Annotated in this window: 25 protein-coding genes, 1 tRNA gene and 2 pseudogenes; 15 read left to right on the top strand and 13 right to left on the bottom strand. The window is 51.5% G+C overall.

Annotated features, from left to right (window positions below):
- From pqiB to rmf, 3 genes are all read left to right on the top strand, one after another.
- A complete protein-coding gene (pqiB, locus tag C1P89_RS10630; RefSeq protein WP_000445523.1) occupies nt 1–1,641 on the top strand; it encodes an intermembrane transport protein PqiB in 1,641 nt (546 codons plus the stop codon).
- Complete coding sequence (gene pqiC, locus C1P89_RS10625) at nt 1,638–2,201, top strand: membrane integrity-associated transporter subunit PqiC (protein ID WP_000759123.1); 564 nt, start codon at nt 1,638–1,640, stop codon at nt 2,199–2,201. The genes pqiB and pqiC overlap by 4 nt, the downstream gene beginning before the upstream one ends.
- 255 nt (nt 2,202–2,456) lie before the next feature.
- A complete protein-coding gene (gene rmf, locus C1P89_RS10620) occupies nt 2,457–2,624 on the top strand; it encodes a ribosome modulation factor (protein ID WP_000828648.1) in 168 nt (55 codons plus the stop codon).
- Between the two features lie 69 nt (nt 2,625–2,693).
- Here rmf and fabA read toward each other — a convergent pair whose 3' ends face one another.
- Together fabA and C1P89_RS10610 are read right to left on the bottom strand one after the other, a co-directional pair.
- Nucleotides 2,694–3,212: a bifunctional 3-hydroxydecanoyl-ACP dehydratase/trans-2-decenoyl-ACP isomerase gene (fabA, locus tag C1P89_RS10615; protein ID WP_000227927.1), complete on the bottom strand. Its 519-nt coding sequence runs from the start codon at nt 3,210–3,212 to the stop codon at nt 2,694–2,696.
- A 68-nt stretch (nt 3,213–3,280) separates the two neighbouring features.
- Nucleotides 3,281–5,041 carry an AAA family ATPase gene (locus C1P89_RS10610; RefSeq protein ID WP_000156526.1) on the bottom strand — a complete coding sequence of 587 codons (1,761 nt, stop codon included), beginning with the start codon at nt 5,039–5,041 and terminating at the stop codon, nt 3,281–3,283.
- 185 nt (nt 5,042–5,226) lie between these two features.
- Here C1P89_RS10610 and matP point away from each other — a divergent pair, with 185 nt between their 5' ends.
- Nucleotides 5,227–5,679 carry a macrodomain Ter protein MatP gene (matP, locus tag C1P89_RS10605; RefSeq protein WP_000877161.1) on the top strand — a complete coding sequence of 151 codons (453 nt, stop codon included), beginning with the start codon at nt 5,227–5,229 and terminating at the stop codon, nt 5,677–5,679.
- Between the two features lie 75 nt (nt 5,680–5,754).
- Here the strand turns inward: matP and ompA are convergent, their stop codons facing one another.
- Together ompA and sulA are read right to left on the bottom strand one after the other, a co-directional pair.
- Nucleotides 5,755–6,795: a porin OmpA gene (gene ompA / locus C1P89_RS10600; RefSeq protein ID WP_000750416.1), complete on the bottom strand. Its 1,041-nt coding sequence runs from the start codon at nt 6,793–6,795 to the stop codon at nt 5,755–5,757.
- Between the two features lie 354 nt (nt 6,796–7,149).
- Nucleotides 7,150–7,659: an SOS-induced cell division inhibitor SulA gene (gene sulA / locus C1P89_RS10595; RefSeq protein ID WP_000288710.1), complete on the bottom strand. Its 510-nt coding sequence runs from the start codon at nt 7,657–7,659 to the stop codon at nt 7,150–7,152.
- Nucleotides 7,660–7,877: 218 nt separating this feature from the next.
- Between sulA and sxy the strand changes: the two genes are divergently transcribed.
- Nucleotides 7,878–8,507: a CRP-S regulon transcriptional coactivator Sxy gene (gene sxy, locus C1P89_RS10590; protein WP_000839153.1), complete on the top strand. Its 630-nt coding sequence runs from the start codon at nt 7,878–7,880 to the stop codon at nt 8,505–8,507.
- Here the strand turns inward: sxy and yccS are convergent.
- Nucleotides 8,470–10,632: a YccS family putative transporter gene (gene yccS / locus C1P89_RS10585; protein ID WP_000875023.1), complete on the bottom strand. Its 2,163-nt coding sequence runs from the start codon at nt 10,630–10,632 to the stop codon at nt 8,470–8,472. The genes sxy and yccS overlap by 38 nt on opposite strands.
- Before the next feature lie 9 nt (nt 10,633–10,641).
- Nucleotides 10,642–11,088 (bottom strand): YccF domain-containing protein, encoded by a 447-nt coding sequence (locus tag C1P89_RS10580; protein ID WP_001261235.1) that lies wholly within the window; start codon nt 11,086–11,088, stop codon nt 10,642–10,644.
- Nucleotides 11,089–11,210: 122 nt separating this feature from the next.
- Between C1P89_RS10580 and helD the strand changes: the two genes are divergently transcribed.
- A complete protein-coding gene (gene helD, locus C1P89_RS10575; RefSeq protein WP_000420537.1) occupies nt 11,211–13,265 on the top strand; it encodes a DNA helicase IV in 2,055 nt (684 codons plus the stop codon).
- A gap of 31 nt (nt 13,266–13,296) precedes the next feature.
- Here the strand turns inward: helD and mgsA are convergent, their stop codons facing one another.
- On the bottom strand, nt 13,297–13,755 hold the full coding sequence (mgsA, locus tag C1P89_RS10570) for a methylglyoxal synthase (protein WP_000424181.1): 459 nt from the start codon (nt 13,753–13,755) through the stop codon (nt 13,297–13,299).
- Nucleotides 13,756–13,850: 95 nt separating this feature from the next.
- The gene (locus tag C1P89_RS10565; protein WP_000847791.1) at nt 13,851–14,513 is read right to left on the bottom strand and encodes a DUF2057 family protein; all 663 of its coding nucleotides are present in this window, start codon (nt 14,511–14,513) and stop codon (nt 13,851–13,853) included.
- A gap of 172 nt (nt 14,514–14,685) precedes the next feature.
- On the opposite strand from C1P89_RS10565, the gene C1P89_RS10560 reads away from it, so the two are divergent.
- Entirely contained in the window at nt 14,686–15,099 is a 414-nt protein-coding gene (locus tag C1P89_RS10560) for a CoA-binding protein (protein WP_000665217.1), read from the top strand.
- A gap of 44 nt (nt 15,100–15,143) precedes the next feature.
- Here C1P89_RS10560 and hspQ read toward each other — a convergent pair whose 3' ends face one another.
- The gene (gene hspQ / locus C1P89_RS10555; RefSeq protein WP_001295356.1) at nt 15,144–15,461 is read right to left on the bottom strand and encodes a heat shock protein HspQ; all 318 of its coding nucleotides are present in this window, start codon (nt 15,459–15,461) and stop codon (nt 15,144–15,146) included.
- Nucleotides 15,462–15,518: 57 nt separating this feature from the next.
- A pseudogene (gene rlmI, locus C1P89_RS10550) lies at nt 15,519–16,709 on the bottom strand (23S rRNA (cytosine(1962)-C(5))-methyltransferase RlmI).
- A 94-nt stretch (nt 16,710–16,803) separates the two neighbouring features.
- Here rlmI and yccX point away from each other — a divergent pair.
- Complete coding sequence (gene yccX, locus C1P89_RS10545) at nt 16,804–17,082, top strand: acylphosphatase (protein ID WP_000048252.1); 279 nt, start codon at nt 16,804–16,806, stop codon at nt 17,080–17,082.
- On the opposite strand, the gene tusE is transcribed toward yccX, so the two are convergent.
- From tusE to C1P89_RS10530, 3 genes are all read right to left on the bottom strand, one after another.
- Nucleotides 17,079–17,408 (bottom strand): sulfurtransferase TusE, encoded by a 330-nt coding sequence (tusE, locus tag C1P89_RS10540; RefSeq protein WP_000904442.1) that lies wholly within the window; start codon nt 17,406–17,408, stop codon nt 17,079–17,081. The two genes, yccX and tusE, sit on opposite strands and share 4 nt — an antisense overlap.
- A gap of 90 nt (nt 17,409–17,498) precedes the next feature.
- Nucleotides 17,499–18,158: an FtsH protease modulator YccA gene (gene yccA / locus C1P89_RS10535; RefSeq protein ID WP_000375138.1), complete on the bottom strand. Its 660-nt coding sequence runs from the start codon at nt 18,156–18,158 to the stop codon at nt 17,499–17,501.
- Between the two features lie 206 nt (nt 18,159–18,364).
- Nucleotides 18,365–18,452, bottom strand: a tRNA-Ser gene (locus tag C1P89_RS10530).
- A gap of 309 nt (nt 18,453–18,761) precedes the next feature.
- Here C1P89_RS10530 and C1P89_RS10525 point away from each other — a divergent pair.
- From C1P89_RS10525 to C1P89_RS10495, 7 genes and pseudogenes are all read left to right on the top strand, one after another.
- Nucleotides 18,762–19,459 (top strand): IS1-like element IS1A family transposase gene (locus tag C1P89_RS10525; RefSeq protein WP_094096600.1). Its coding sequence is split into 2 segments (ribosomal slippage): nt 18,762–19,011 and nt 19,011–19,459, totalling 699 coding nucleotides; the frame shifts between segments, so codons are not numbered across the junction.
- A gap of 195 nt (nt 19,460–19,654) precedes the next feature.
- Nucleotides 19,655–20,773: a hydrogenase 1 small subunit gene (gene hyaA, locus C1P89_RS10520; RefSeq protein ID WP_005139779.1), complete on the top strand. Its 1,119-nt coding sequence runs from the start codon at nt 19,655–19,657 to the stop codon at nt 20,771–20,773.
- Nucleotides 20,770–22,563 (top strand): Ni/Fe-hydrogenase large subunit, encoded by a 1,794-nt coding sequence (gene hyaB, locus C1P89_RS10515; RefSeq protein WP_000107389.1) that lies wholly within the window; start codon nt 20,770–20,772, stop codon nt 22,561–22,563. The genes hyaA and hyaB overlap by 4 nt, the downstream gene beginning before the upstream one ends.
- A gap of 18 nt (nt 22,564–22,581) precedes the next feature.
- Nucleotides 22,582–23,288: pseudogene (gene hyaC, locus C1P89_RS10510) on the top strand (Ni/Fe-hydrogenase b-type cytochrome subunit).
- The gene (gene hyaD, locus C1P89_RS10505) at nt 23,285–23,872 is read left to right on the top strand and encodes a hydrogenase 1 maturation protease (RefSeq protein WP_000003661.1); all 588 of its coding nucleotides are present in this window, start codon (nt 23,285–23,287) and stop codon (nt 23,870–23,872) included. The pseudogene hyaC and the gene hyaD overlap by 4 nt, the downstream one beginning before the upstream one ends.
- Nucleotides 23,869–24,207 (top strand): hydrogenase-1 operon protein HyaE, encoded by a 339-nt coding sequence (hyaE, locus tag C1P89_RS10500; RefSeq protein ID WP_000063970.1) that lies wholly within the window; start codon nt 23,869–23,871, stop codon nt 24,205–24,207. The genes hyaD and hyaE overlap by 4 nt, the downstream gene beginning before the upstream one ends.
- Nucleotides 24,208–24,263: 56 nt before the next feature.
- Nucleotides 24,264–25,121, top strand: a complete 858-nt coding sequence (locus C1P89_RS10495; protein WP_000004883.1) for a hydrogenase expression/formation protein — start codon at nt 24,264–24,266, stop codon at nt 25,119–25,121.
- Nucleotides 25,122–25,200: the final 79 nt, after the last annotated feature.

Genomic DNA, 25,200 nt, shown 5'->3' with positions numbered 1-25,200 from the left:
ATGGAATCTAATAATGGGGAAGCCAAAATCCAGAAAGTGAAGAACTGGTCTCCCGTGTGGATATTTCCTATCGTCACGGCGCTCATTGGGGCCTGGGTTCTTTTTTATCATTACAGCCATCAGGGACTGGAAGTGACCCTGATCACCGCGAATGCGGAAGGAATTGAAGGTGGCAAAACCACCATTAAAAGCCGTAGCGTTGACGTCGGCGTGGTTGAAAGCGCCACACTGGCTGATGATTTGACGCACGTTGAAATCAAAGTGCGGCTGAATTCTGGTATGGAAAAATTGCTGCATAAAGACACCGTCTTTTGGGTGGTGAAACCGCAGATTGGTCGCGAAGGGATTAGCGGCCTGGGAACGCTGCTGTCTGGAGTTTATATCGAACTGCAGCCAGGCGCGAAAGGCAGCAAAATGGATAAATACGATTTGCTGGACTCGCCACCGTTGGCCCCGCCTGATGCGAAAGGTATCCGTGTGATTCTCGATAGCAAAAAAGCCGGGCAGCTCTCGCCAGGAGATCCGGTGCTGTTCCGTGGCTATCGGGTAGGTTCGGTTGAAACCAGCACCTTCGATACGCAAAAACGCAATATCAGTTATCAACTGTTCATCAATGCACCTTATGACCGACTGGTGACCAGCAATGTTCGCTTCTGGAAAGATAGTGGCATTGCGGTTGATCTGACGTCAGCGGGGATGCGTGTGGAGATGGGCTCATTGACAACGCTGCTTAGTGGCGGTGTTAGCTTTGATGTGCCGGAAGGTCTGGATTTAGGGCAGCCAGTGGCACCGAAAACAGCTTTCGTTTTGTATGATGATCAGAAGAGCATTCAGGATTCGTTGTACACCGATCACATTGATTATCTGATGTTCTTTAAAGATTCGGTACGCGGTCTGCAACCGGGAGCTCCGGTAGAATTCCGGGGTATTCGCCTGGGTACCGTAAGCAAAGTGCCATTCTTTGCGCCGAATATGCGTCAGACATTTAACGATGATTACCGTATTCCGGTACTGATTCGTATCGAGCCAGAGCGGCTGAAAATGCAGCTTGGCGAAAATGCGGATGTTGTTGAGCACCTTGGCGAATTGTTGAAACGTGGTTTACGCGGATCGCTGAAAACCGGAAACCTGGTCACTGGTGCACTGTATGTTGATCTTGATTTCTATCCAAATACGCCTGCAATAACCGGTATTCGTGAATTTAATGGTTATCAGATTATCCCGACTGTTAGCGGCGGCCTGGCGCAAATCCAGCAACGACTGATGGAAGCGTTGGATAAGATCAACAAACTGCCATTGAATCCGATGATTGAACAGGCAACCAGTACGCTTTCTGAAAGTCAGCGCACAATGAAAAACCTGCAAACGACGCTGGATAGCATGAACAAGATCCTCGCCAGCCAGTCGATGCAGCAGTTGCCGACGGATATGCAGTCAACGTTGCGTGAATTGAATCGCAGCATGCAGGGCTTCCAGCCTGGCTCCGCAGCCTACAACAAGATGGTGGCGGATATGCAGCGCCTTGATCAGGTGTTGCGAGAACTGCAACCGGTGCTGAAAACGCTCAATGAGAAGAGTAACGCGCTGGTATTTGAAGCGAAGGACAAAAAAGATCCAGAGCCGAAGAGGGCGAAACAATGAAAAAGTGGCTAGTGACGATTGCAGCACTGTGGCTGGCCGGATGCAGCTCCGGCGAAATTAATAAAAACTATTACCAGTTACCTGTGGTGCAGAGCGGTACACAAAGTACCGCCAGCCAGGGCAATCGTCTGTTATGGGTAGAGCAGGTCACTGTTCCTGACTATCTGGCGGGGAATGGTGTGGTTTATCAAACCAGTGATGTGAAGTATGTGATTGCCAACAACAACTTGTGGGCCAGCCCGTTGGATCAACAATTGCGCAACACCCTGGTTGCCAACCTGAGTACGCAACTGCCCGGCTGGGTGGTTGCCTCCCAGCCTCTGGGAAGCGCCCAGGACACGCTCAATGTTACCGTAACGGAGTTTAACGGTCGCTATGATGGCAAGGTCATTGTCAGTGGTGAGTGGCTGTTGAACCACCAGGGACAACTGATCAAACGTCCGTTCCGTCTGGAAGGAGTGCAAACTCAGGATGGTTACGATGAGATGGTTAAAGTACTGGCCAGTGTCTGGAGTCAGGAAGCCGCTTCTATTGCGCAAGAGATAAAGCGTCTACCTTAATTATAAAGATTTGTAAATATAACCGTCTCCGGTATGTTGCCTGAGGCGGTTTTTTTGTTTCTAACGTGCGGAAAAAGTTGTTCCTCTTTACATTTTTTGTACAACCGACATACCCGTGTAGCTCACAAATATGACAGTGGCGTGAATTTTGCGCATTGACGGCAGTTATGATTCGCGGTATTGCTTAACTGTGATTGCACATTTAGTAATCACTGTTTTCTTTTCCACCAGAAACCAGTATGAGGGAAACGAGGCATGAAGAGACAAAAACGAGATCGCCTGGAACGGGCACATCAACGTGGTTATCAGGCCGGCATCGCCGGACGCTCAAAAGAAATGTGTCCCTATCAGACGCTGAATCAAAGGTCACAATGGCTGGGAGGCTGGCGAGAAGCCATGGCGGACAGGGTAGTAATGGCCTGATTCTGTCTCTTTAAAAAGAAACCTCCGCATTGCGGAGGTTTCGCCTTTTGATACTCTGTCTGATTATAATCAGAAGGCAGAAGTATCCTGGAACAGACCGACTTTCAGGTCGCTGGCGGTATAGATCAAACGACCATCAACCAGCACTTCTCCATCCGCCAGGCCCATAATCAGACGACGGTTAACAATGCGTTTAAAGTGAATACGGTAGGTCACTTTTTTCGCTGTCGGCAGTACCTGACCAGTGAATTTCACTTCGCCAACGCCCAGTGCGCGGCCTTTACCTTCGCCGCCCAGCCAGCCGAGGTAGAACCCTACCAGCTGCCACATTGCGTCCAGGCCCAGGCATCCCGGCATAACCGGATCGCCAATAAAGTGGCATCCGAAGAACCACAGATCCGGATTGATATCCAGTTCTGCTTCAACATACCCTTTGTCGAAGTTACCACCCGTTTCGGTCATTTTGACCACACGGTCCATCATCAGCATATTCGGTGCTGGCAATTGCGGGCCTTTAGCGCCAAACAGTTCACCGCGACCAGAGGCAAGAAGGTCTTCTTTTGTATAGGATTCGCGTTTATCTACCATGTTCTCTGTAAGCCTTATTTTATTGAAGCACGCAGGATAGCTAACACGTGTACGCTGAACAAGTCCGATCAGTTCGGAATAAACCAGTTCAGCCAACGTAATGGCCATGGAAAACGGTGACGTCCTTCCTGTTGCGATGCTTGCGCGATACGTTCCTGGATGGTTTGCATCAGCGTCGTTTGGCCTTCGCCATCCCACACCAGATTTAATAATAACGGCAGTGCGTCAGTCACATCGTCTACTGCCCAGATGGTGAATTTGCCTTCTTCTACCGCTTTCACTAGTTCACTGTGAAGACTTAAATGGCGAACGTTAGCTGTGGGGATAATGACACCTTGTTTCCCGGTTAACTCACGTTGCTGGCAAATAGCAAAGAAGCCTTCGATTTTCTCATTTAAACCACCGACCGGCTGGGCGCGACCGAACTGATCGACTGAACCTGTGATAGCGATACTCTGATTCACCGGCACATCGGCGAGGGCGCTTATCAGGGCGCAGAGTTCAGCCATCGAGGCACTATCTCCATCAACTTCACTGTATGACTGCTCAAATGTCAGCGATGCTGAGAAGGGGATCTGTTGCTCAAGCTGTAGTTCCGACATCAGGAACGCTTGCATGATCATCATCCCTTTCGCATGGATATTGCCGCCAAGCTCCGCTTTGCGTTCGATGTCGGTGAATTCACCATCGCCAATATGCACAACGCAGCTAATGCGAGAAGGTTCGCCAAAAGCGCGTGGATGACCCGGAAATTCAATGACCGAAAGGGCGTTAATTTGCCCGATGCGTTCGCCTTCGGTTTCAATCAGGATTTGCTCCTGAAGGATCTCATCCTGCATACGTTCAGCGAGGAAACCTTCGCGCCATTCACGCTGCTGCAGCATTAAGTTTAGCTGCTCGCCGGAGAAGGTGTCGCCATCACACAGGGAGGCGACCTCTTTACACTGGCGGAGGATCCACTGCGGGCTAAGCGGAAGTGTTTCTTGTTCACCGGTGTAGCGTGCTGCTTCGCGGATAAGTACCGGCCAGGCATCCGCTCCCGGTGCAGGTAAGTGATTATGTCTGGCGGTAAATGTCACCCAGCGACACCACTGGGTTACTGACTCCGCATCGACAATCTGCAGAGTATCTTCAAATTCGCTATAAATAGCCTGCTCTGAAAGCTCTGGCTCCATCTCCTGGAAATCAGCCAATGATTCGCGTTCGCCTACCAGAATGACTTTCAGCTTCAATGGCATCGAAGGCACAGAGACGGGGAGAGGGCGCGACTCATCAAACGCAACCCAGTCAAAACGCTCGCGGTTAACGATATTTTTCAGCCGCATCCACAGCAGAGGTTGCGCCAGCAGTGTACGCAAAGAGATGATGAGAATACCGCCATTTGCCTGATGCACCAGACCAGGCTGCAGGGTAATGTCGCCATTAAACTGGCGCAGGCAGCCAAAGAGTTGCTCCGCTTCTACCCAGTCGGCAGCGACAACTTGCGTTAAAGTCGCAAAATTATCATCTGCACTCACTGCGTGACGTAAGCGGATGGAGTGGCCGGAAACCTCATAGTGACCGCCCACCAGTTGGCCTGCATCGCTTTGTAGCGTACGCGCGGCATTGGCAATAAGATTCAGATACTCAGACTCTTCCGGGGCCTTCGCCAGCATAAAAGAGGAGGATGCTCGCGTATGCAGCAACTGCTCCAGCGCAAATTGCAGCCGCGGTTGAGTATCACTGAATAAAGGATCGTTTTCGTCAATCAAATGTGGCTGAGCAAATATTTCCTGATAGCTATCGGTATCAGGAACCAGGTCACGCCATGCAAGTTTCGTAATGGTCAAAGTTGATGTTTTTTAGTCTGTTGTCAAAGCCGCGATTATACCGTAACCGGCACTACAGCACACGTAGAAAGCACCGACAATACTCCAGGCATGGGCGTTAAAGCTCACAGGATGGAGATTCTTTTCTTCACTGGCCTAAAAAGCTGATATTCTGTAAAGAGTTACACGGTAACATTGAGATCGCTATGAAATATCAACAACTTGAAAATCTTGAAAGCGGTTGGAAATGGAAGTATCTGGTGAAGAAGCATCGCGAAGGGGAGTTAATCACCCGTTACATAGAAGCCAGTGCCGCCCAGGAAGCCGTCGATGTGTTGCTCTCGCTGGAAAATGAACCCGTGCTGGTAAATGGCTGGATTGACAAGCATATGAATCCGGAACTGGTCAATCGCATGAAGCAAACCATTCGGGCAAGACGAAAGCGCCATTTTAATGCGGAACACCAGCATACGCGCAAAAAATCGATCGATCTGGAATTTATTGTCTGGCAACGTCTGGCTGGTCTTGCGCAGCGTCGCGGTAAAACGCTTTCTGAAACGATTGTTCAGCTGATTGAAGATGCGGAAAACAAAGAGAAATACGCGAATAAAATGTCTTCTCTGAAGCAGGATCTGCAGGCATTGCTGGGTAAGGAATAACTGACGAAAGTCAGTTCAATTTACTAAAGGCAAAAAAAACCCCGCAGCAGCGGGGTTTTTCTACCAGACGAGAACTTAAGCCTGCGGCTGAGTTACAACGTCTTTGATACCTTTAACTTCGATCTCTACGCGACGATCCGGAGCCAGGCAGTCGATCAGTGCAGCACGCTGTTTCACGTTGTCACAGGTGTTGCCAGTAACCGGGTTGGATTCGCCCATACCACGTGCGGAGATCTTGTCTGCCGGGATACCTTTGGAGATCAGGTAATCAACAACAGACTGAGCACGGCGCTCGGACAGACCCTGGTTGTAAGCGTCAGAACCGATGCGGTCGGTGTAACCCAGAACAACTACGGAACCGTCTTTCGGATCCAGGTTGCTCAGCTGGCTGTACAGCTGATCCAGAGCAGCCTGACCTTCCGGTTTCAGGGTTGCTTTGTTGAAGTTGAACAGAACGTCAGACTTCAGAGTGAAGTGCTTGGTCTGTACTTCCGGTGCCGGAGCTGGAGCCGGAGCAACTACTGGAGCTGCTTCGCCCTGACCGAAACGGTAGGAAACCCCCAGGCTCAGCATGCCGTTGTCCGGACGAGTGCCGATGGTGTGTGCGTCACCGATGTTGTTGGTCCACTGGTATTCCAGACGGGTAGCGATTTCAGGAGTGATCGCGTACTCAACACCGCCAGCGAAGACCGGAGAAACGCCGGTGTCGTGGTTTTTACCATAAACGTTGGATTTAGTGTCTGCACGCCATACCATACCACCCAGACGAGTGTAGATGTCCAGGTCGTCAGTGATTGGGTAACCCAGTTTAGCGGTCAGTTGAACGCCCTGAGCTTTGTATGCACCGTTTTCAACGCTGCCTTTGTACGGCATACGACCTAACCAGTCGTAACCCATTTCAAAGCCAACATACGGGTTAACCTGGTAACCACCAAAAGCACCAGCGCCCAGTTGGTTTTCATGGGTCGGGCCATTGTTGTTGATGAAACCAGTGTCATGGTACTGGGACCAGCCCAGTTTAGCACCAGTGTACCAGGTGTTATCTTTCGGAGCGGCCTGCGCTACGGTAGCGAAACCAGCCAGTGCCACTGCAATCGCGATAGCTGTCTTTTTCATTTTTTGCGCCTCGTTATCATCCAAAATACGCCATGAATATCTCCAACGAGATAACACGGTTAAATCCTTCACCGGGGGATCTGCTCAATTAACTCTACCGATATCTTCGGCTTATGCCGAGCACCCCTGGCGATGTAAAGTCTACAACGTAGTTGAAAACTTACAAGTGTGAACTCCGTCAGGCATATGAAAAAAAAGTCTTGTATAAGGTATGTTTAATCTTTTTTGTCAGCGACAATTTACAGAAGAAAATCGCGGAAACCGCTTCAGACAAGCCTCCGCAAGGAAAATTAGTCACGACTGAAAGCATTGGCTGGGCGACAAAAAAAGTTCCAGGATTAATCCTAAATTTACTTAATGATACAAATTAGAGTGAATTTTTAGCCCGGAAAGTTGTCTCGTGGCGTGAGAGGATGCGCTTACCGGACGCATAATAAACCCCATAGCGTTACCTTCATTTGCCGCATCAACAAGTTCAGCATGCTCTTCTTCAGTCAAATCATCTGCCAACCAACCGATCACCACACTGTAATTGCCCGTGCGTAAAGCGCGAACCATTGACTCCACAGTGTGGCAAGGGGAGAGCTGGCTAATCTGCATTACTTTCGTTAAGGGTAGCCCAGATGCCTGAACCCATTCCCGACTCAGTTTTTGTTGCGGTGTTAACCAGAGTTGCCAGCGCGATTGCTGACCGAGTTGCTGTAACAATGGCAACAGTAGAAGTTGCGTCATCATGGGCTGATCTTCGCGATAGACAACTTCACTGATAAGCCCGGCTGTAGTGTTTTCCGTAGAGACACGCGCAATTTTACTTGCTGCGGATGAGAACGACGAAGAACGATGTGCATAGCCTGAAGTGTACATAATCAATCCAGCCCCTGTGAGTTACTGTATGGATGTACAGTACATCCAGTGACAACAAAGATCAACCCTATTTTCGGAAAGAGCCTCGCAAATTTTGTCGTTGGTGACGGGAAAACATAAATTAATCTTGCCCCTTAAGAATAAGTTGCCTATTTTCGTAGTTAACGGATCCGTTAATGTGAATCATTCTTTTATGTTATGATTTTAAAAGGAATTTTATGAAAAGCCTCTCCTATAAGCGGATCTATAAATCACAAGAATACCTGGCAACGTTGGGCACAATTGAATACCGATCATTGTTTGGCAGTTACAGCCTGACCGTTGACGACACGGTGTTTGCGATGGTTTCTGATGGTGAGTTGTATCTTCGGGCTTGTGAGCAAAGTGCACAGTACTGTGTAAAACATCCGCCTGTCTGGCTGACATATAAAAAGTGTGGCCGATCCGTTACCCTCAATTACTATCGGGTTGATGAAAGTCTATGGCGAAATCAACTGAAGCTGGTGCGTCTGTCGAAATATTCTCTCGATGCAGCGCTGAAAGAGAAAAGCACGCGCAATACCCGGGAAAGACTGAAAGATTTGCCCAATATGTCTTTTCATCTGGAAGCGATTCTCGGGGAGGTGGGGATTAAGGATGTACGGGCGTTACGTATACTTGGGGCAAAAATGTGTTGGTTGCGACTGCGGCAGCAAAACAGTCTGGTGACAGAAAAGATTCTGTTTATGCTTGAAGGTGCCATTATCGGCATTCATGAAGCTGCGCTCCCGGTGGCACGCCGCCAGGAGCTTGCAGAATGGGCTGACTCTCTTACGCCGAAACAGGAGTTTCCTGCGGAACTTGAGTAATCTGGCGTTGCAGACGACCAATCTCAGGCAGTAATGCAATCAATAATCCAACTTGTTGTACGACCAGAGGTTCTTTGCTGTCTGCCCGTGGTTCAAGTTGCTGCATCCGCTGTTTCAGGCTAGCTAATGCCTCATTGACGCGTTCTTCATCAGCAGGTTGATGATGTAACGCGTCATCAACATAGCAAACTGCGTCATCAAGAAACGCCAGAATTTCAGGATTAGTTAACTGCTCCCGGTGAGCACCGAGGGCTGAGATATAGCTGGTAAACGTATGGTTAAGGCACAGCAACCGAAACGCGGCTTCGCGAATTTGCGGGGTAACGTTCGGCTCGCTGGACATATTTGATACCACCGACGCCAGCTCAGCATCACGGTTGTGTGCATCGCGGCGGGCAATACGATACGCCAGACGGTTATCACGCCCCTGATGGTATTGCTCCAGTATGGCATCGAGATACCGACAGTTGGCCTCTGTGGCGCGTTCGAGCATGCGCGGCAGATTGCGAAACTGCCAGTCAGGCCAGATGTAGCTCACTGCCGCCCACGCAATGGCACAACCAATCAGCGTATCGATTACGCGAGGTAACGCTACTTCAAAACCTTCACCCAGTAAGTTAAAACACAGTAGCACCAAAAGTGTGATGAACATCGTTGCATGAGCGTATTGCACGTTACGGAAGGCAAAAAAGAGCACGCCGGTAATAACCAGCAGCACCAGCTGCCCTTCCAGTGATGGCACAAACCACAGCACAGGAATGCCAATGGCGATACCTACCAGCGTACCAATAATCCTTAACTTCAGGCGGTGGCGCGTGGCGTTATAGTTTGGCTGGCAGACAAACAAACTTGTCAGCAAGATCCAATACCCGTGATGCATTCCGGTTATCTGAATGATGGCGTAGCCGAAGCACAACACCAGCGACATTCTTACCGCATGACGGAAGAGGGCGGATTCCGGCGTGAAGTGACGGCTAAGACGCAGCCAGATATCACTCAACCCGTGCGGGCTGTCATCAGCGAGCTCATTTTCGTCATTATTATGGGGTAGTGCCTGGGCCTGTTCTGATTCAATTGTTGCCAGTTGGGCATCAATGGCGCGTAAATTGTTCAGCAAAAATCCCAGTGTTTTGAGTAAATCGGCGGGTGCGCCGTTATCGCGCATCCGCTCCAGCGCAGCATCAATATGCGTAAAAGCGCGCTCAAAATGCGGATCATGTTGATAAGGCTGACGCAACAAAATACAGCGTGACAGTTGCTGGCACGCCTGGCCCTGCATCGACATCAGCCGCTGAAAACGGAACAGCACGTCGCTGTGGCGAAAATGTTCACGCAATGTTTGATACTGAATATGAGAAGAGCTGGCACGCTCGTGAATATCCTGTGCGACAAAGTAATAATGCAGCGTGCGACGCGTTCCCCGTTGACCACGATCGCCACGTAAGCGGGTCAGCAGCGAGAGTTTCGTCTGATTCAATGTCGCCATCAGCAGACCGTTGGCGAGAGCCAAATCGTACAGCGGTGCCTGGCTTTCATCTTCAATATCAGGATCAAACATGCGCGACTTGAGCTCAAGATAACGCGCCAGTTGTTCATAGCAACGCGCCAGGTTGTCCTGCAGCGGGCGGACCGGGAACAGCAGATGACCAATAAGTGTCAGGACGTTGTACCAGACGGCACCGGCCAGCAGATACATCGGCTGCTGATACCAGTGCTCATACAGTGATGTTCCCAACATAGTGTAAATGGCGATCAGCAATGCACCGAAGGCAATTGTTGCATAGCGTTGACCCAGACCGCCGAGCAAAATGAAGCCGCTGGTAGAGAGCGTTAAGCCAATCGCAAATAGCCAGGGCCAGGGAAACAGCAATTCTACTGAGGCCGAGGCGATAAAAAAGCAGAACAGCGTAATGATGAGGTTACGCAAACGTCCCGCCAGTCGGTCATCGAGATCGGTCAGCGCCGCTGCCACCATCCCCAGCGTTAGCGGAATCGTCAGTTTTACATCACCCAGCCACCACGGAAACGCTGTGGTTCCACAAAGCGCAATAAAAATACGCGCGTAATACAGCCAGGCGCTGTTCCAGGTATAGCGTTTGAGCAAAGGACTTAGCATAAAGGCCATATTAGTGGATTATTCAAAACGACGACGTGCATTGGCTTCACGCGCAGCTTGCGCTGTTTCTACCGATACCACGCGACGACCAACCGGCCATAGTGCAATAGCGGCAATTTTAAAGTTCGCAATGCCGACAGGAATGCCAATGATTGAAATACATTGTGCGATGCCCGTTGCAATGTGCATCAGGCATAACCACCAGCCAAAGAAAATCAGCCAGAAAATATTCAATACCGTACCGCCAGTATTCAGCAGCACATTTTTGCCAGCCGGGTTCAGTTCATCGACATGAATAGCTTCATTGCCATAAGGCACCAGAGATAGTTTAGTGATCTCCCAGCAGGATCGTGTCAGCGGTAAGGTAAAAATCAGCACAATACTGACCAGAGTCGCCAACAGCCAGCCCAGAGTGGTGGCAAATCCGCCAAGCACAAAGTTCAGAATGTTCAAAACGGTACGCATAAAACCTCGCTTTACTGTGGTTTTCAGTAATGGGCGGCAATTGTAACGTTTTTTTGGGCTGGAGCACGTTTTCTCTGACGGTTACACTGATAAGAAATAATTTCGTGTGGATCTACAGAGTCATGGAACTGAAAGCGACAACGCTTGGAAAACGTCTGGCACAGCACCCTTACGATCGGGCGGTGATCCTCAATGCCGGGATTAAAGTCTCCGGCGATCGCCACGAATACCTTATTCCTTTCAATCAATTACTGGCGATTCACTGTAAGCGCGGTCTGGTATGGGGCGAGCTGGAATTTGTACTGCCGGACGAAAAAGTGGTGCGTCTGCACGGCACCGAATGGGGCGAGACGCAGCGTTTTTACCATCATCTTGATGCTCACTGGCGGCGGTGGAGTGGCGAGATGAGCGAAATTGCGTCTGGTGTTTTACGCCAGCAACTGGATTTGATTGCCACGCGCACTGGAGAAAATAAATGGCTGACGCGTGAGCAAACCTCTGGCGTTCAGCAACAAATCCGCCAGGCTTTGTCGGCGTTGCCGTTGCCGGTTAACCGACTGGAAGAATTCGATAACTGCCGTGAGGCGTGGCGTAAATGTCAGGCCTGGTTGAAAGATATTGAAAGCGCTCGGTTGCAGCATAACCAGGCGTATACCGAAGCCATGCTTACCGAGTATGCGGATTTTTTCCGCCAGGTCGAGTCTTCACCGCTGAATCCGGCGCAGGCCCGGGCAGTCGTTAATGGCGAGCATTCTCTGTTAGTGCTGGCAGGTGCAGGAAGCGGAAAAACGTCGGTGCTGGTGGCCCGTGCAGGCTGGTTGCTGGCGCGTGGTGAAGCGTCCCCTGAGCAAATTTTATTGCTGGCGTTTGGTCGCAAAGCCGCTGAAGAGATGGACGAGCGGATTCGCGAACGGCTACATACCGAAGACATTACCGCACGCACGTTTCATGCGCTGGCGCTGCATATTATTCAGCAGGGCAGCAAAAAAGTTCCGATAGTCAGCAAACTGGAAAATGATACCGCTGCCCGTCATGAACTCTTTATTGCTGAGTGGCGCAAGCAATGCAGCGAAAAGAAAGCGCAGGCGAAGGGCTGGCGGCAATGGCTGACGGAAGAAATGCAGTGGTCAGTGCCAGAAGGTAACTTCTGGGATGATGAAAAATTACAGCGTCGCCTTGCCTCTCGCCTCGATCGCTGGGTAAGTCTGATGCGGATGCACGGTGGTGCACAGGCAGAAATGATTGCCAGTGCACCCGAAGAGATTCGCGATCTGTTCAGTAAACGTATCAAGTTGATGGCCCCGTTATTAAAAGCCTGGAAAGGTGCGCTGAAGGCAGAAAACGCTGTCGATTTTTCGGGCCTTATTCATCAGGCGATTGTGATTCTGGAGAAAGGTCGCTTTATCAGCCCGTGGAAGCATATTCTGGTTGATGAATTTCAGGATATCTCGCCGCAGCGGGCAGCGTTGTTAGCGGCATTACGCAAGCAAAACAGTCAGACGACGTTGTTCGCTGTTGGTGATGACTGGCAGGCGATTTACCGATTCAGCGGTGCGCAAATGTCGCTCACCACCGCTTTCCATGAAAACTTTGGTGAAGGCGAACGTTGTGATTTAGACACGACTTACCGTTTTAACAGTCGTATCGGTAAGGTGGCAAACCGGTTTATTCAGCAGAACCCAGGCCAGCTGAAAAAGCCGCTAAACAGCTTAACCAATGGAGACAAAAAAGCCGTCACGTTATTGGATGAGAGTCAACTTGACGCTTTGCTGGATAAGCTCTCTGGTTATGCCAAACCGGAAGAGCGCATTCTGATCCTGGCGCGTTACCATCACATGAGGCCTGCCAGCCTGGAAAAAGCGGCAACACGCTGGCCGAAGTTGCAAATCGACTTTATGACCATTCATGCCAGCAAAGGGCAACAGGCGGATTACGTCATCATCGTTGGCTTGCAGGAGGGAAGTGATGGTTTTCCGGCTGCGGCGCGGGAGTCGATTATGGAAGAGGCGCTACTGCCACCGGTTGAGGATTTCCCGGACGCTGAAGAACGGCGGTTAATGTACGTGGCGCTGACCCGGGCACGCCATCGGGTATGGGCACTGTTTAACAAAGAGAATCCCTCTCCCTTTGTGGAAATACTGAAAAATCTGGATGTGCCGGTGGCGAGAAAACCGTAAGAAACAGGTGGCGTTTGCCACCTGTGCAATATTACTTCAGACGGTCCGCGAGATAACGCTGATAATCGGGGATTAGAATATCGACCGCGTCGTTGAAATGCGGCGACTGGATTATGAAGTCTGCCGTTGCCACGTTGGTGGCGACCGGAATGTTCCATACCGTCGCCAGACGCAGCAAGGCTTTCACGTCAGGATCGTGCGGCACGGCATTTAGTGGATCCCAGAAGAAAATCAATACATCAATTTTCCCTTCTGAGATCAATGCGCCAACCTGCTGGTCACCCCCCATTGGGCCACTCAACATCGCGTTGACGTTCATGCCGGTCGCGCGGGAAATTAAGTTACCGGTAGTGCCTGTTGCATACAGTACGTGTTGTTCCAGTAACGGTTGATGCCGTTCCACCCAGCTCATCAGCATTTGTTTGCAGTGATCGTGTGCCACCAGCGCAATATGTTTCCGCGCAGGTAAAGTGCGAGTCGTCAGTTCCATAATGTACATCCGTAGTTAACTTTCCTACAGATTACTGTAAGCACTTATCGCTGCAAGATAAAGACCGAAAAAGCCTGCGCACAGGCACAAAAATCTCAGGAAGATGGTTGTTTTTCCGCCCACTGCAGGAAAGTATTTCGCGTTTGTGGGTCAGCCAGTTTAAACCAATACTTCAGCCGTTGTTCTGTGAGCACCTGAGACTGCGGTGGAATAGCATCCAGCTCGGAAACACCCGAAAGCAGCGTACTGTCATCTGCCATCATCGTGGCAAATTGCGGTAGTGAAGCGCGTTTCGCGGATTTGTTATAGCGTTCAACCTCGACCTCATAATCAATCGTTTTTGCCGTTGAGGTAATGGCGAGAATATCCAGCTTTACCGGAATCGGCGTCGCATCGCCATCCAACAATTCAAGGCGCGGCGCGGCATCAAAATGGTTAGCTTCCCGCTCATTCTCCAGGCGAGGCAGGCGAAAATTGACCTGGTTGATGAGCTGGGTATTAAAACTGACCACCAGCGGTGGGGAGATATACAGCCGTTCTTCACTATTGGAAAGATGAATCGTCTTCTCAACGCGAAACACTAACTGATGCGGTCCATTATCCAGTTCAATGCTGTCCGCACCGCGCAGCAGAGAGCTGGAAACCTTCTTGCCGTCGAGTACCAGAAGATCGACATCGGTTGAAAGCCGCAGCGTGGTGGCAAAAACGGATACCGGCAAACATAATGCAATTAAGGTGGTCACGATGCCGGTTTTCATAGGTAGCTCCTGTCAAAAGACCGCCCGAATAATAATGTGTCAAAATTTTTCTTTAATCATACTTACTAACATATAGACATATTTCCCGCTTTTGCTCTCATTCATTCGTATTAGCTGCATGGTTGGCATGTCGGCTTTGTCGTACACTTTGTTAAACAGTCTGGAGGAAATAATGAAAGAAACCGATATTGCAGGCATTTTAACGTCCACTCACACCATTGCGCTGGTGGGGGCAAGCGACAAACCCGATCGTCCCAGCTATCGCGTGATGAAATATCTACTCGACCAGGGGTATCACGTCATTCCGGTTTCGCCAAAAGTTGCCGGCAAAACGCTGCTGGGCCAGCAGGGGTATGGCACGCTGGCAGACGTTCCGGAAAAGGTCGATATGGTCGATGTTTTCCGTAATTCAGAAGCGGCGTGGGGCGTGGCACAGGAAGCTATTGCCATTGGCGCGAAAACCCTCTGGATGCAACTGGGGGTGATTAATGAGCAAGCGGCAGTACTGGCACGGGATGCCGGGTTGAATGTGGTGATGGATCGCTGCCCGGCTATTGAGATCCCTCGCCTGGGCCTGGCCAAATAAAAAATCCCCGGAAGGCAAAAACCTTCCGGGGATTCGTTCAGGGATCAGTTACGCAGACGCGGGGCCTGGAGTTGTTTGCGGATGGTCTGCGCCAGCTCATCCATGGATGGCTGTTCAGGATGTTCATCCTGCAATTCGCTACTTAGCTGGGCTTCAGCCAGGTAGGTATGAACCGGTAGGCCGTTATCGTCCTCCATCACTACGTGATACCACGGAGCGGCGCGAAGCTCGTCATTTACCGCCAGCTCATCAGGCGACGGTTCAGAGAGCGAATAAACCGGGTCGATATCCACGACCACTCCGAGATAACCTAACAGGGAATGGCGGACCTGCTGGCCGATACCGAATTTGCTGGCAATCATAGTCACCTCCCGGGAAATCTTTACCTTTGATATAAGGGTAAAATTCCACATTTCAAGTTACATGACGCGACAGGCAAACCCTTTCAGATATAGCCCTTCCGGATAGGTAGCGATCACCGGATGATCGGCTGCCTGACGGAACTGCTCTATAAATTGTACATCACGGCCGGCATCAATTGCGGCATCCGCGATGATTTTCTGAAATAAATCGCTGGTCATCAGACCGGAACAGGAGAAAGTCAGGAGAATACCGCCTTCATTCAGCAACTGAATCGCCAGCATGTTGATATCTTTATAGCCACGACACGCGCCCATCAACTGGCTTTTATTCTCAACAAACTTCGGCGGGTCCATCACGATAACGTCAAATTTTTCACCGCGATCGCGATAAGTACGCAGCAATTTAAAGACATCATCACGGACAAACTCAGCCTTGCTCAGATCCAGTTTGTTCAGCTCAACGTTCTGCCGTGCAATATCCAGCGCTTCCTAGGAGGTATCAACGCTGACAACCTGGCTGCAACCGCCCATCAGTGCCGATACGGCGAAACCACCGGTATAGGAGAAACAGTTCAGCACACGTTTATTTTCAACGTAGCGGCGGGTAGCCAGGCGGCTGTCTCGCTGGTCCAGGTAGTAGCCCGTTTTGTGTCCGTGCTGAATATCCACCAGCAGCTTCATGCCGTGTTCTTCAATCGGCAGCAGGGCAGGCGGCAACTCGCCGGTGACGAGGCCCTGGGTCAGCTCCATCCCTTCTTTTTTACGTACCGCAACATCGCTGCGATCGTAAATCGCACATTCCGGGTACAGCGTTTGCAGGGCACTAATTAATGCCGCGCGCTGATATTCTGCCCCAGCACTCAGCAGTTGCAGCACCAGAAAATTACCGAAACGATCGATAGTAATACCCGGCAGGCCATCAGATTCTCCGGCGATTAAACGATAGCTGTCGAGGCCATCTTTTTGCGCCAGTCAGTCACGCCATTTTTGTGCTTGTTGCAAACGGCGGGAAAAAAAAGCAATGTCGATAGACTCAGACGGGTCAAACGTCCAGACGCGCGCCCGGATTTGCGAAGCTGGCGAATAAGCGCCGCGTGCTAACCATTTTCCCTGATGATCAACAATATCGATGGTTTCACCGAGGCTGGCTTTACCTTCCATGCGGGCAACGGCCCCGGAAAAGACCCACGGATGGCGACGAAGTAATGATTTTTCGCGCCCTTTGGCTAACACTAAACGTACACTCATAATTTACTTTTCTGTCGATGCAAAGAAATGGGCGTCATTGTCCGGAGTTTTCCATGGATTTGCAACGCGTCCATTAAGGATAAGGAGAGCAGCAATGTCGAAAGTCTGCATAATTGCCTGGGTTTACGGGCGAGTTCAGGGCGTAGGATTTCGCTACACCACACAGTACGAAGCGAAAAGACTGGGTTTAACCGGGTACGCCAAAAATCTTGACGATGGCAGCGTGGAAGTGGTTGCCTGCGGTGAAGAAGGGCAGGTGGAAAAATTAATGCAGTGGTTAAAGAGTGGCGGCCCGCGTTCTGCGCGTGTAGAACGGGTGCTCAGCGAGCCGCATCATCCCTCGGGGGAATTAACCGATTTTCGTATCCGTTAAATACATTTTACCGGTTTTGGCAGGCCAGCAATTTTGGTGGCTTGCTTAGCCGGACCTTTCGGAAACAGTCGGTATAAATAGCGGCTGTTACCTTTTTCTTCGCCAAATTTATTCGCCATCGCTTTTACCAGCATACGAATCGCCGGAGAAGTATTGAATTCCAGATAGAAATCACGCACAAAACGCACCACTTCCCAGTGTTCCGGTGACAGCGAAATCCCTTCGTTCTCTGCAATCACCACTGCCAGCGGCTCACTCCACTGGCTGCTTTCTTTGAGATAGCCTTCGGTATCCGTTTCTATCTCTTTACCTTCGAAGATCAGCATAATTATTACTACCTTAATCAGACTGGCGGCAGTGTAACAAAAAACAAAGCCCCGCATAAAGCGAGGCTATGAAAGTGTTAGCGGGTGAGATTAATCGCGGCTGGCGAAGCCCAGAATGCTCAGCAGGCTGACGAAGATGTTGTACAGCGAAACATACAGGCTAACCGTGGCACGAATATAGTTCGTTTCACCGCCATGAACGATGTTGCTGGTTTCAAACAAAATAGCGCCAGAGGAGATCAGAATGAAGACCGCGCTGATCGCCAGATGCAGAGCAGGCAGCTGCAGGAAGATATTAGCAACCATACCAATCAGCACCACCACAATACCCGCCATCAGCATACCGCCGAGGAACGACATATCTTTGCGGGTGGTCAGCACATATGCAGAGCAGCAGAAGAACACTAACGCCGTTCCGCCCAGTGCCATAGCGATTACGTCACCCATTCCGGCAGACAGATAGGTGTTCAGAATAGGTCCGAGGATATAACCCAGAAAACCGGTAAAGGCGAATGCGGAGATAATCCCGGTCGGCTTATTCGCCGTTTTATAGGTCAGGAACATCAAACCATACATACCCACCAGCGTCAGAATCAGACCCGGAGATGGCAGCATCAGCACCGTACTGGCAGTTGCGGTAATCGCCGAAAAGGCCAGCGTCAGGCTCAGCAGAAAATAGGTATTACGCAGCACCTTATGGGTGCTAAGCAGTGATGTACGGTCATGTGAAGAACTAACAATACGATCCATTGAGTCACTCTCTATGACAGATGTAATTAATTAAGCAGCATAATGATAATGCGTAAGGGCACCCAGAAGTTTTACCCATCTTTACGCATTTGATCTGGAACAGGTTTAACAGCGGATTATCAGGTCATTAAGCAAATATAACGCCCTGAGAATTTCGACAGGCAAAAGAAAAAGGGGTTAGCATTTAGCTAACCCCTTATCTTATTTGGCGGAAGCGCAGAGATTCGAACTCTGGAACCCTTTCGGGTCGCCGGTTTTCAAGACCGGTGCCTTCAACCGCTCGGCCACACTTCCGGAATGACGCGCACTATAAACATCCCGATGCGGCGTGTAAACCCCTAATTTGTTTGTTTGCCTGAAAAACAGCCAAAAGTGCATTGATAGCGTGAAATAACAGCAGATTGATCATTTCATCACCATGAATTCCTTCTCTTTTACTCGTTTAGCAACCGGCTAAACATCCCCACCGCCCGGCAAAAAGAAAAATAGGTCCATTTTTATCGCTAAAAGATAAATCCACACAGTTTGTATTGTTTTGTGCAAAAGTTGGTGATGCTGCCAACTTACTGATTTAGTGTATGATGGTGTTTTTGAGGTGCTCCAGTGGCTTCTGTTTCTATCAGCTGTCCCTCCTGTTCAGCTACTGACGGGGTGGTGCGTAACGGCAAAAGCACTGCCGGACATCAGCGCTATCTCTGCTCTCACTGCCGTAAAACATGGCAACTGCAGTTCACTTACACCGCTTCTCAACCCGGTACGCACCAGAAAATCATTGATATGGCCATGAATGGCGTTGGATGCCGGGCAACTGCACGCATTATGGGCGTTGGCCTCAACACGATTTTACGTCACTTAAAAAACTCAGGCCGCAGTCGGTAACCTCGCGCATACAGCCGGGCAGTGACGTCATCGTCTGCGCGGAAATGGACGAACAGTGGGGCTATGTCGGGGCTAAATCGCGCCAGCGCTGGCTGTTTTACGCGTATGACAGTCTCCGGAAGACGGTTGTTGCGCACGTATTCGGTGAACGCACTATGGCGACGCTGGGGCGTCTTATGAGCCTGCTGTCACCCTTTGACGTGGTGATATGGATGACGGATGGCTGGCCGCTGTATGAATCCCGCCTGAAGGGAAAGCTGCACGTAATCAGCAAGCGATATACGCAGCGAATTGAGCGGCATAACCTGAATCTGAGGCAGCACCTGGCACGGCTGGGACGGAAGTCGCTGTCGTTCTCAAAATCGGTGGAGCTGCATGACAAAGTCATCGGGCATTATCTGAACATAAAACACTATCAATAAGTTGGAGTCATTACCCAAAAGTTTCACTACGCTTTATTAACAATACTTTCTGGCGACGTGCGCCAGTGCAGAAGGATGAGCTTTCGTTTTCAGCATCTCACGTGAAGCGATGGTTTGCCTTGCTACAGGGACGTCGCTTGCCGACCATAAGCGCCCGGTGTCCTGCCGGTGTCGCAAGGAGAAGAGACGTGCGATATGAATAACGAGGAAACATTTTACCAGGCCATGCGGCGTCAGGGCGTTACCCGGCGCAGCTTTCTCAAATATTGTAGTCTGGCTGCCACGTCGCTGGGATTAGGCGCGGGAATGGCACCAAAGATTGCCTGGGCGCTGGAGAACAAACCCCGCATTCCGGTGGTATGGATCCACGGTCTGGAATGCACCTGCTGTACCGAATCTTTTATCCGCTCCGCTCACCCACTGGCGAAGGACGTCATCCTTTCCCTGATTTCCCTCGATTATGACGATACTTTGATGGCTGCCGCCGGAACCCAGGCGGAAGAAGTCTTCGAAGACATCATCACGCAATACAATGGCAAATATATCCTCGCAGTAGAAGGTAATCCGCCGCTGGGCGAGCAGGGGATGTTCTGTATCAGCAGCGGTCGACCGTTTATTGAGAAACTCAAACGTGCCGCTGCCGGAGCCAGCGCGATTATCGCCTGGGGAACCTGCGCGTCCTGGGGCTGCGTGCAGGCCGCGTGGCCCAATCCGACGCAGGCAACGCCTATCGACAAAGTCATCACCGACAAACCCATTATCAAAGTACCTGGCTGCCCGCCGATCCCGGATGTGATGAGCGCCATCATTACTTACATGGTGACCTTTGATCGCTTGCCAGATGTCGACAGAATGGGCCGTCCGCTGATGTTCTATGGTCAGCGAATCCACGATAAATGCTATCGCCGCGCCCACTTCGACGCCGGAGAGTTCGTCCAGAGTTGGGATGATGACGCTGCCCGCAAAGGTTACTGCCTGTACAAAATGGGCTGCAAAGGGCCTACCACCTATAACGCCTGTTCCTCCACACGCTGGAATGATGGCGTTTCTTTCCCAATCCAGTCTGGTCACGGCTGCCTGGGCTGTGCGGAAAATGGTTTCTGGGATTGCGGTTCGTTCTACAGCCGCGTGGTCGATATTCCGCAAATGGGTACTCATTCCACCGCCGATACCGTCGGTTTAACCGCGCTTGGTGTGGTGGCAGCGGCTGTTGGTGTGCACGCAGTCGCCAGCGCCGTTGACCAGCGCAGACGTCATAACCAGCAACCTACAGAAACCGAACATCAGCCAGGCAATGAGGATAAACAGGCATGAGCACTCAGTACGAAACTCAGGGATACACCATCAATAATGCCGGACGCCGCCTGGTGGTCGACCCGATTACGCGCATCGAAGGCCACATGCGCTGCGAAGTGAATATTAACGATCAGAATGTGATCACCAATGCCGTCTCCTGCGGCACCATGTTTCGCGGGCTGGAGATCATCCTACAAGGGCGCGACCCGCGCGATGCGTGGGCGTTCGTTGAACGTATCTGCGGCGTCTGTACTGGCGTACACGCCCTGGCTTCGGTTTACGCCATCGAAGATGCTATCGGTATTAAAGTGCCGGACAACGCCAATATCATCCGCAACATTATGCTGGCAACGCTCTGGTGCCACGATCATCTGGTGCACTTCTATCAGCTTGCCGGGATGGACTGGATCGATGTGTTAGATGCGCTGAAAGCCGACCCGCGGAAAACCTCCGAACTGGCGCAAAGTCTCTCCTCTTGGCCGAAATCATCCCCTGGCTATTTCTTCGACGTACAAAACCGCCTGAAAAAATTTGTTGAAGGCGGGCAGTTGGGGATCTTCCGCAATGGCTACTGGGGGCACCCGCAGTACAAACTGCCGCCAGAAGCTAACCTGATGGGCTTTGCCCACTATCTCGAAGCTCTCGATTTCCAGCGTGAAATTGTCAAAATCCACGCGGTCTTTGGCGGTAAAAACCCGCATCCAAACTGGATTGTCGGCGGGATGCCTTGCGCCATTAACATTGACGAAAGCGGCGCGGTCGGGGCGGTCAATATGGAACGCCTGAACCTGGTGCAGTCGATTATCACCCGCACGGCGGACTTCATTAACAACGTGATGATCCCCGACGCCTTAGCCATCGGTCAGTTCAACAAACCGTGGAGCGAAATCGGCACGGGTCTTTCTGATAAATGTGTCCTCAGCTACGGTGCGTTCCCGGATATTGCCAACGACTTTGGTGAGAAAAGTCTGCTGATGCCTGGCGGCGCGGTGATTAACGGCGACTTCAACAATGTGCTGCCAGTGGATTTGGTTGATCCGCAGCAGGTGCAGGAGTTTGTCGACCACGCCTGGTATCGTTATCCCAACGATCAGGTCGGGCGTCATCCATTCGATGGCATTACCGACCCGTGGTACAACCCCGGCGATGTCAAAGGCAGCGATACCAACATTCAGCAGCTGAATGAACAGGAACGCTACTCGTGGATCAAAGCGCCGCGCTGGCGCGGTAACGCGATGGAAGTGGGGCCGCTGGCACGCACGTTAATCGCTTATCACAAAGGCGATGCTGCGACCGTTGAGTCGGTCGATCGCATGATGTCGGCGCTGAACCTGCCGCTTTCCGGTATCCAGTCAACGTTGGGCCGCATTTTGTGCCGCGCGCACGAAGCACAGTGGGCCGCAGGTAAGTTGCAATATTTCTTCAACAAGCTGATGACTAACCTGAAAAACGGCAATCTTGCCACCGCCTCCACGGAAAAATGGGAACCTGCAACCTGGCCGACAGAGTGCCGTGGCGTCGGCTTTACCGAAGCGCCGCGCGGGGCGTTAGGCCACTGGGCCGCCATTCGCGATGGCAAGATTGATCTCTACCAGTGCGTGGTGCCGACCACCTGGAACGCCAGCCCGCGCGATCCCAAAGGGCAGATTGGCGCTTATGAAGCGGCGCTGATGAACACCAAAATGGCGATCCCCGAGCAACCGCTGGAGATCCTGCGTACTCTGCACAGCTTTGACCCGTGCCTCGCCTGTTCAACACACGTGCTGGGCGACGACGGTAGCGAGCTGATCTCCGTGCAGGTGCGTTAACAGCGAAGGAGAATCATCATGCAACAGAAAAGCGACAACGTTGTCAGCCACTATGTCTTTGAAGCGCCAGTCCGCATCTGGCACTGGCTGACGGTGTTATGCATGGCGGTGTTGATGGTCACCGGATACTTTATCGGCAAGCCGCTACCTTCCGTCAGCGGCGAGGCGACGTATCTGTTCTATATGGGCTACATCAGGTTAATTCACTTCAGCGCCGGGATGGTTTTTACCGTGGTCTTGCTGATGCGGATCTACTGGGCTTTTGTTGGCAATCGATACTCCCGCGAGCTGTTTATCGTGCCGGTATGGCGTAAAAGCTGGTGGCAGGGCGTGTGGTATGAAATCCGCTGGTATCTGTTCTGGCAAAACGTCCGAGTGCCGATATAGGCCATAACCCCATCGCCCAGGCGGCGATGTTCGGCTATTTCCTGATGTCGGTCTTTATGATCATCACCGGCTTTGCGCTGTACAGCGAACACAGCCAGTACGCTATTTTTGCGCCGTTCCGTTATGTGGTGGAATTTTTCTACTGGACGGGAGGCAACTCAATGGACATTCACAGCTGGCATCGGCTGGGGATGTGGCTGATTGGCGCGTTTGTGATCGGTCATGTCTATATGGCGCTGCGTGAAGACATCATGTCCGACGACACGGTGATCTCCACCATGGTCAACGGCTACCGTAGCCACAAATTTGGCAAAATAAGTAACAAGGAGCGTTCATGAGCGAGCAACGCGTTGTGGTAATGGGGCTGGGCAACCTGCTGTGGGCCGATGAAGGTTTCGGCGTGCGGGTGGCGGAACGGTTGTATGCCCATTACCACTGGCCCGAGTATGTGGAGATTGTCGATGGCGGTACTCAGGGACTGAACTTGCTGGGGTATGTCGAAAGCGCCAGCCATCTGTTGATTCTCGATGCCATTGACTACGGGCTGGAACCTGGAACGCTGCGAACCTATGCCGGAGAACGTATTCCGGCTTATCTCAGCGCGAAGAAAATGAGCCTGCACCAGAACAGTTTCTCCGAAGTGCTGGCGCTGGCAGATATCCGCGGACATCTGCCAGCACATATTGCCCTCGTCGGTCTGCAACCCGCAATGCTCGACGACTACGGCGGCCGCCTGAGCGAACTGGCACGGGAGCAACTGCCCGCAGCGGAACAGGCGGCGCTGGCGCAGCTGGCTGCATGGGGAATTGTGCCGCAACCGGCTAATGAATCGCGCTGTCTCAATTATGACTGTCTGTCGATGGAAAATTACGAAGGCGTTCGCTTGCGCCAGTACAGGATGACACTGGAGGAGCAGGGATGAGCAACGACACGCCATTTGATGCGTTGTGGCAACGAATGCTGGCGCGCGGCTGGACGCCGGTTAGTGAATTCCGTCTTGACGACTGGCTTACGCAAGCGCCAGACGGCGTGGTGTTATTAAGCAGTGACCCGAAACGCACGCCAGAGGTCAGCGATAATCCGGTAATGATTGGCGAATTACTGCGCGAGTTTCCCGGCTACACATGGCAGGTGGCGATTGCTGACCTTGAACAGAGCGAAGCCATCGGAGATCGCTTTGGCGTCTTTCGCTTTCCCGCCACATTAGTGTTTACCGGCGGAAACTATCGCGGTGTGCTGAATGGTATTCACCCGTGAGCGGAACTGATAAACCTGATGCGTGGGCTTGTCGAACCACAACAGGAGCGTGCCTCATGAGCGAAACTTTTTTCCATCTGCTGGGGCCAGGAACGCAACCGAACGATGACAGTTTCAGCATGAATCCACTGCCGATCAGCTGTCAGGTGAATGATGAACCGAGTATGGCGGCCCTGGAGCAATGTGCTCACAGCCCGCAGGTGATTGCGCTGTTAAACGAGTTACAACATCAACTAAGTCAACGCCAGCCGCCGTTGGGCGAGGTGCTGGCAGTCGATCTGTTAAATCTCAACGCCGACGATCGTCACTTTATCAATACGCTTCTCGGGGAAGGGGAAGTGTCAGTGCGCATTCAGCAGGCTGACGACAGCGAAAGTGAAATACAGGAGGCGATCTTCTGCGGATTATGGCGGGTGCGCAAACGTCGCGGCGAAAAGTTGCTGGAGGACAAACTGGAGGCCGGCTGCGCGCCGCTGGCGTTGTGGCAGGCGGCCACGCAAAATCTCTTGCCGACAGATTCGCTGTTACCGCCGCCCATTGATGGCCTGATGAATGGCCTACCGTTGGCGCATGAGTTACTGGCGCATGTACGTAACCCCGACGCGCAGCCGCACAGCATTAATCTGACGCAATTACCCATCAGCGAGGCTGATCGGCTTTTTCTCTCACGTCTCTGTGGGCCGGGAAATATTCAGATTCGTACCATTGGCTATGGCGAGAGCTATATCAACGCCACGGGGTTACGCCATGTCTGGCATTTACGCTGTACGGACACCTTAAAAGGTCCTTTACTGGAAAGTTATGAAATCTGCCCAATACCGGAAGTGGTGCTGGCAGCGCCAGAAGATTTGGTCGACTCTGCGCAGCGGCTTAGCGAGGTATGTCAGTGGCTGGCGGAAGCTGCACCGACGTAAAAAGACGGTAAGTATCGCTTTCAGTCTTATGAATATCGCAATCGGCGAATACCTCTGGTCGTAGAGTTTCAGGATAAAG

Source organism: Shigella sonnei (genome assembly GCF_002950395.1).
In the GTDB taxonomy this organism is placed as follows: domain Bacteria; phylum Pseudomonadota; class Gammaproteobacteria; order Enterobacterales; family Enterobacteriaceae; genus ECMA0423.
Note: the sequence above shows the minus strand (reverse complement) of the source record. Positions and strands in the feature narration are given on the sequence as shown.

What these genes read in the sequence shown, in the direction of transcription:
- pqiB (WP_000445523.1), top strand. Translation starts at nt 1, where the DNA reads ATGGAATCTAATAATGGGGAAGCCAAAATCCAGAAAGTGAAGAACTGG.
- pqiC (WP_000759123.1), top strand. Translation starts at nt 1,638, where the DNA reads ATGAAAAAGTGGCTAGTGACGATTGCAGCACTGTGGCTGGCCGGATGC.
- rmf (WP_000828648.1), top strand. Translation starts at nt 2,457, where the DNA reads ATGAAGAGACAAAAACGAGATCGCCTGGAACGGGCACATCAACGTGGT.
- fabA (WP_000227927.1), bottom strand. Translation starts at nt 3,212, where the DNA reads ATGGTAGATAAACGCGAATCCTATACAAAAGAAGACCTTCTTGCCTCT.
- matP (WP_000877161.1), top strand. Translation starts at nt 5,227, where the DNA reads ATGAAATATCAACAACTTGAAAATCTTGAAAGCGGTTGGAAATGGAAG.
- ompA (WP_000750416.1), bottom strand. Translation starts at nt 6,795, where the DNA reads ATGAAAAAGACAGCTATCGCGATTGCAGTGGCACTGGCTGGTTTCGCT.
- sulA (WP_000288710.1), bottom strand. Translation starts at nt 7,659, where the DNA reads ATGTACACTTCAGGCTATGCACATCGTTCTTCGTCGTTCTCATCCGCA.
- sxy (WP_000839153.1), top strand. Translation starts at nt 7,878, where the DNA reads ATGAAAAGCCTCTCCTATAAGCGGATCTATAAATCACAAGAATACCTG.
- yccS (WP_000875023.1), bottom strand. Translation starts at nt 10,632, where the DNA reads ATGGCCTTTATGCTAAGTCCTTTGCTCAAACGCTATACCTGGAACAGC.
- C1P89_RS10580 (WP_001261235.1), bottom strand. Translation starts at nt 11,088, where the DNA reads ATGCGTACCGTTTTGAACATTCTGAACTTTGTGCTTGGCGGATTTGCC.
- helD (WP_000420537.1), top strand. Translation starts at nt 11,211, where the DNA reads ATGGAACTGAAAGCGACAACGCTTGGAAAACGTCTGGCACAGCACCCT.
- mgsA (WP_000424181.1), bottom strand. Translation starts at nt 13,755, where the DNA reads ATGGAACTGACGACTCGCACTTTACCTGCGCGGAAACATATTGCGCTG.
- C1P89_RS10565 (WP_000847791.1), bottom strand. Translation starts at nt 14,513, where the DNA reads ATGAAAACCGGCATCGTGACCACCTTAATTGCATTATGTTTGCCGGTA.
- C1P89_RS10560 (WP_000665217.1), top strand. Translation starts at nt 14,686, where the DNA reads ATGAAAGAAACCGATATTGCAGGCATTTTAACGTCCACTCACACCATT.
- hspQ (WP_001295356.1), bottom strand. Translation starts at nt 15,461, where the DNA reads ATGATTGCCAGCAAATTCGGTATCGGCCAGCAGGTCCGCCATTCCCTG.
- yccX (WP_000048252.1), top strand. Translation starts at nt 16,804, where the DNA reads ATGTCGAAAGTCTGCATAATTGCCTGGGTTTACGGGCGAGTTCAGGGC.
- tusE (WP_000904442.1), bottom strand. Translation starts at nt 17,408, where the DNA reads ATGCTGATCTTCGAAGGTAAAGAGATAGAAACGGATACCGAAGGCTAT.
- yccA (WP_000375138.1), bottom strand. Translation starts at nt 18,158, where the DNA reads ATGGATCGTATTGTTAGTTCTTCACATGACCGTACATCACTGCTTAGC.
- hyaA (WP_005139779.1), top strand. Translation starts at nt 19,655, where the DNA reads ATGAATAACGAGGAAACATTTTACCAGGCCATGCGGCGTCAGGGCGTT.
- hyaB (WP_000107389.1), top strand. Translation starts at nt 20,770, where the DNA reads ATGAGCACTCAGTACGAAACTCAGGGATACACCATCAATAATGCCGGA.
- hyaD (WP_000003661.1), top strand. Translation starts at nt 23,285, where the DNA reads ATGAGCGAGCAACGCGTTGTGGTAATGGGGCTGGGCAACCTGCTGTGG.
- hyaE (WP_000063970.1), top strand. Translation starts at nt 23,869, where the DNA reads ATGAGCAACGACACGCCATTTGATGCGTTGTGGCAACGAATGCTGGCG.
- C1P89_RS10495 (WP_000004883.1), top strand. Translation starts at nt 24,264, where the DNA reads ATGAGCGAAACTTTTTTCCATCTGCTGGGGCCAGGAACGCAACCGAAC.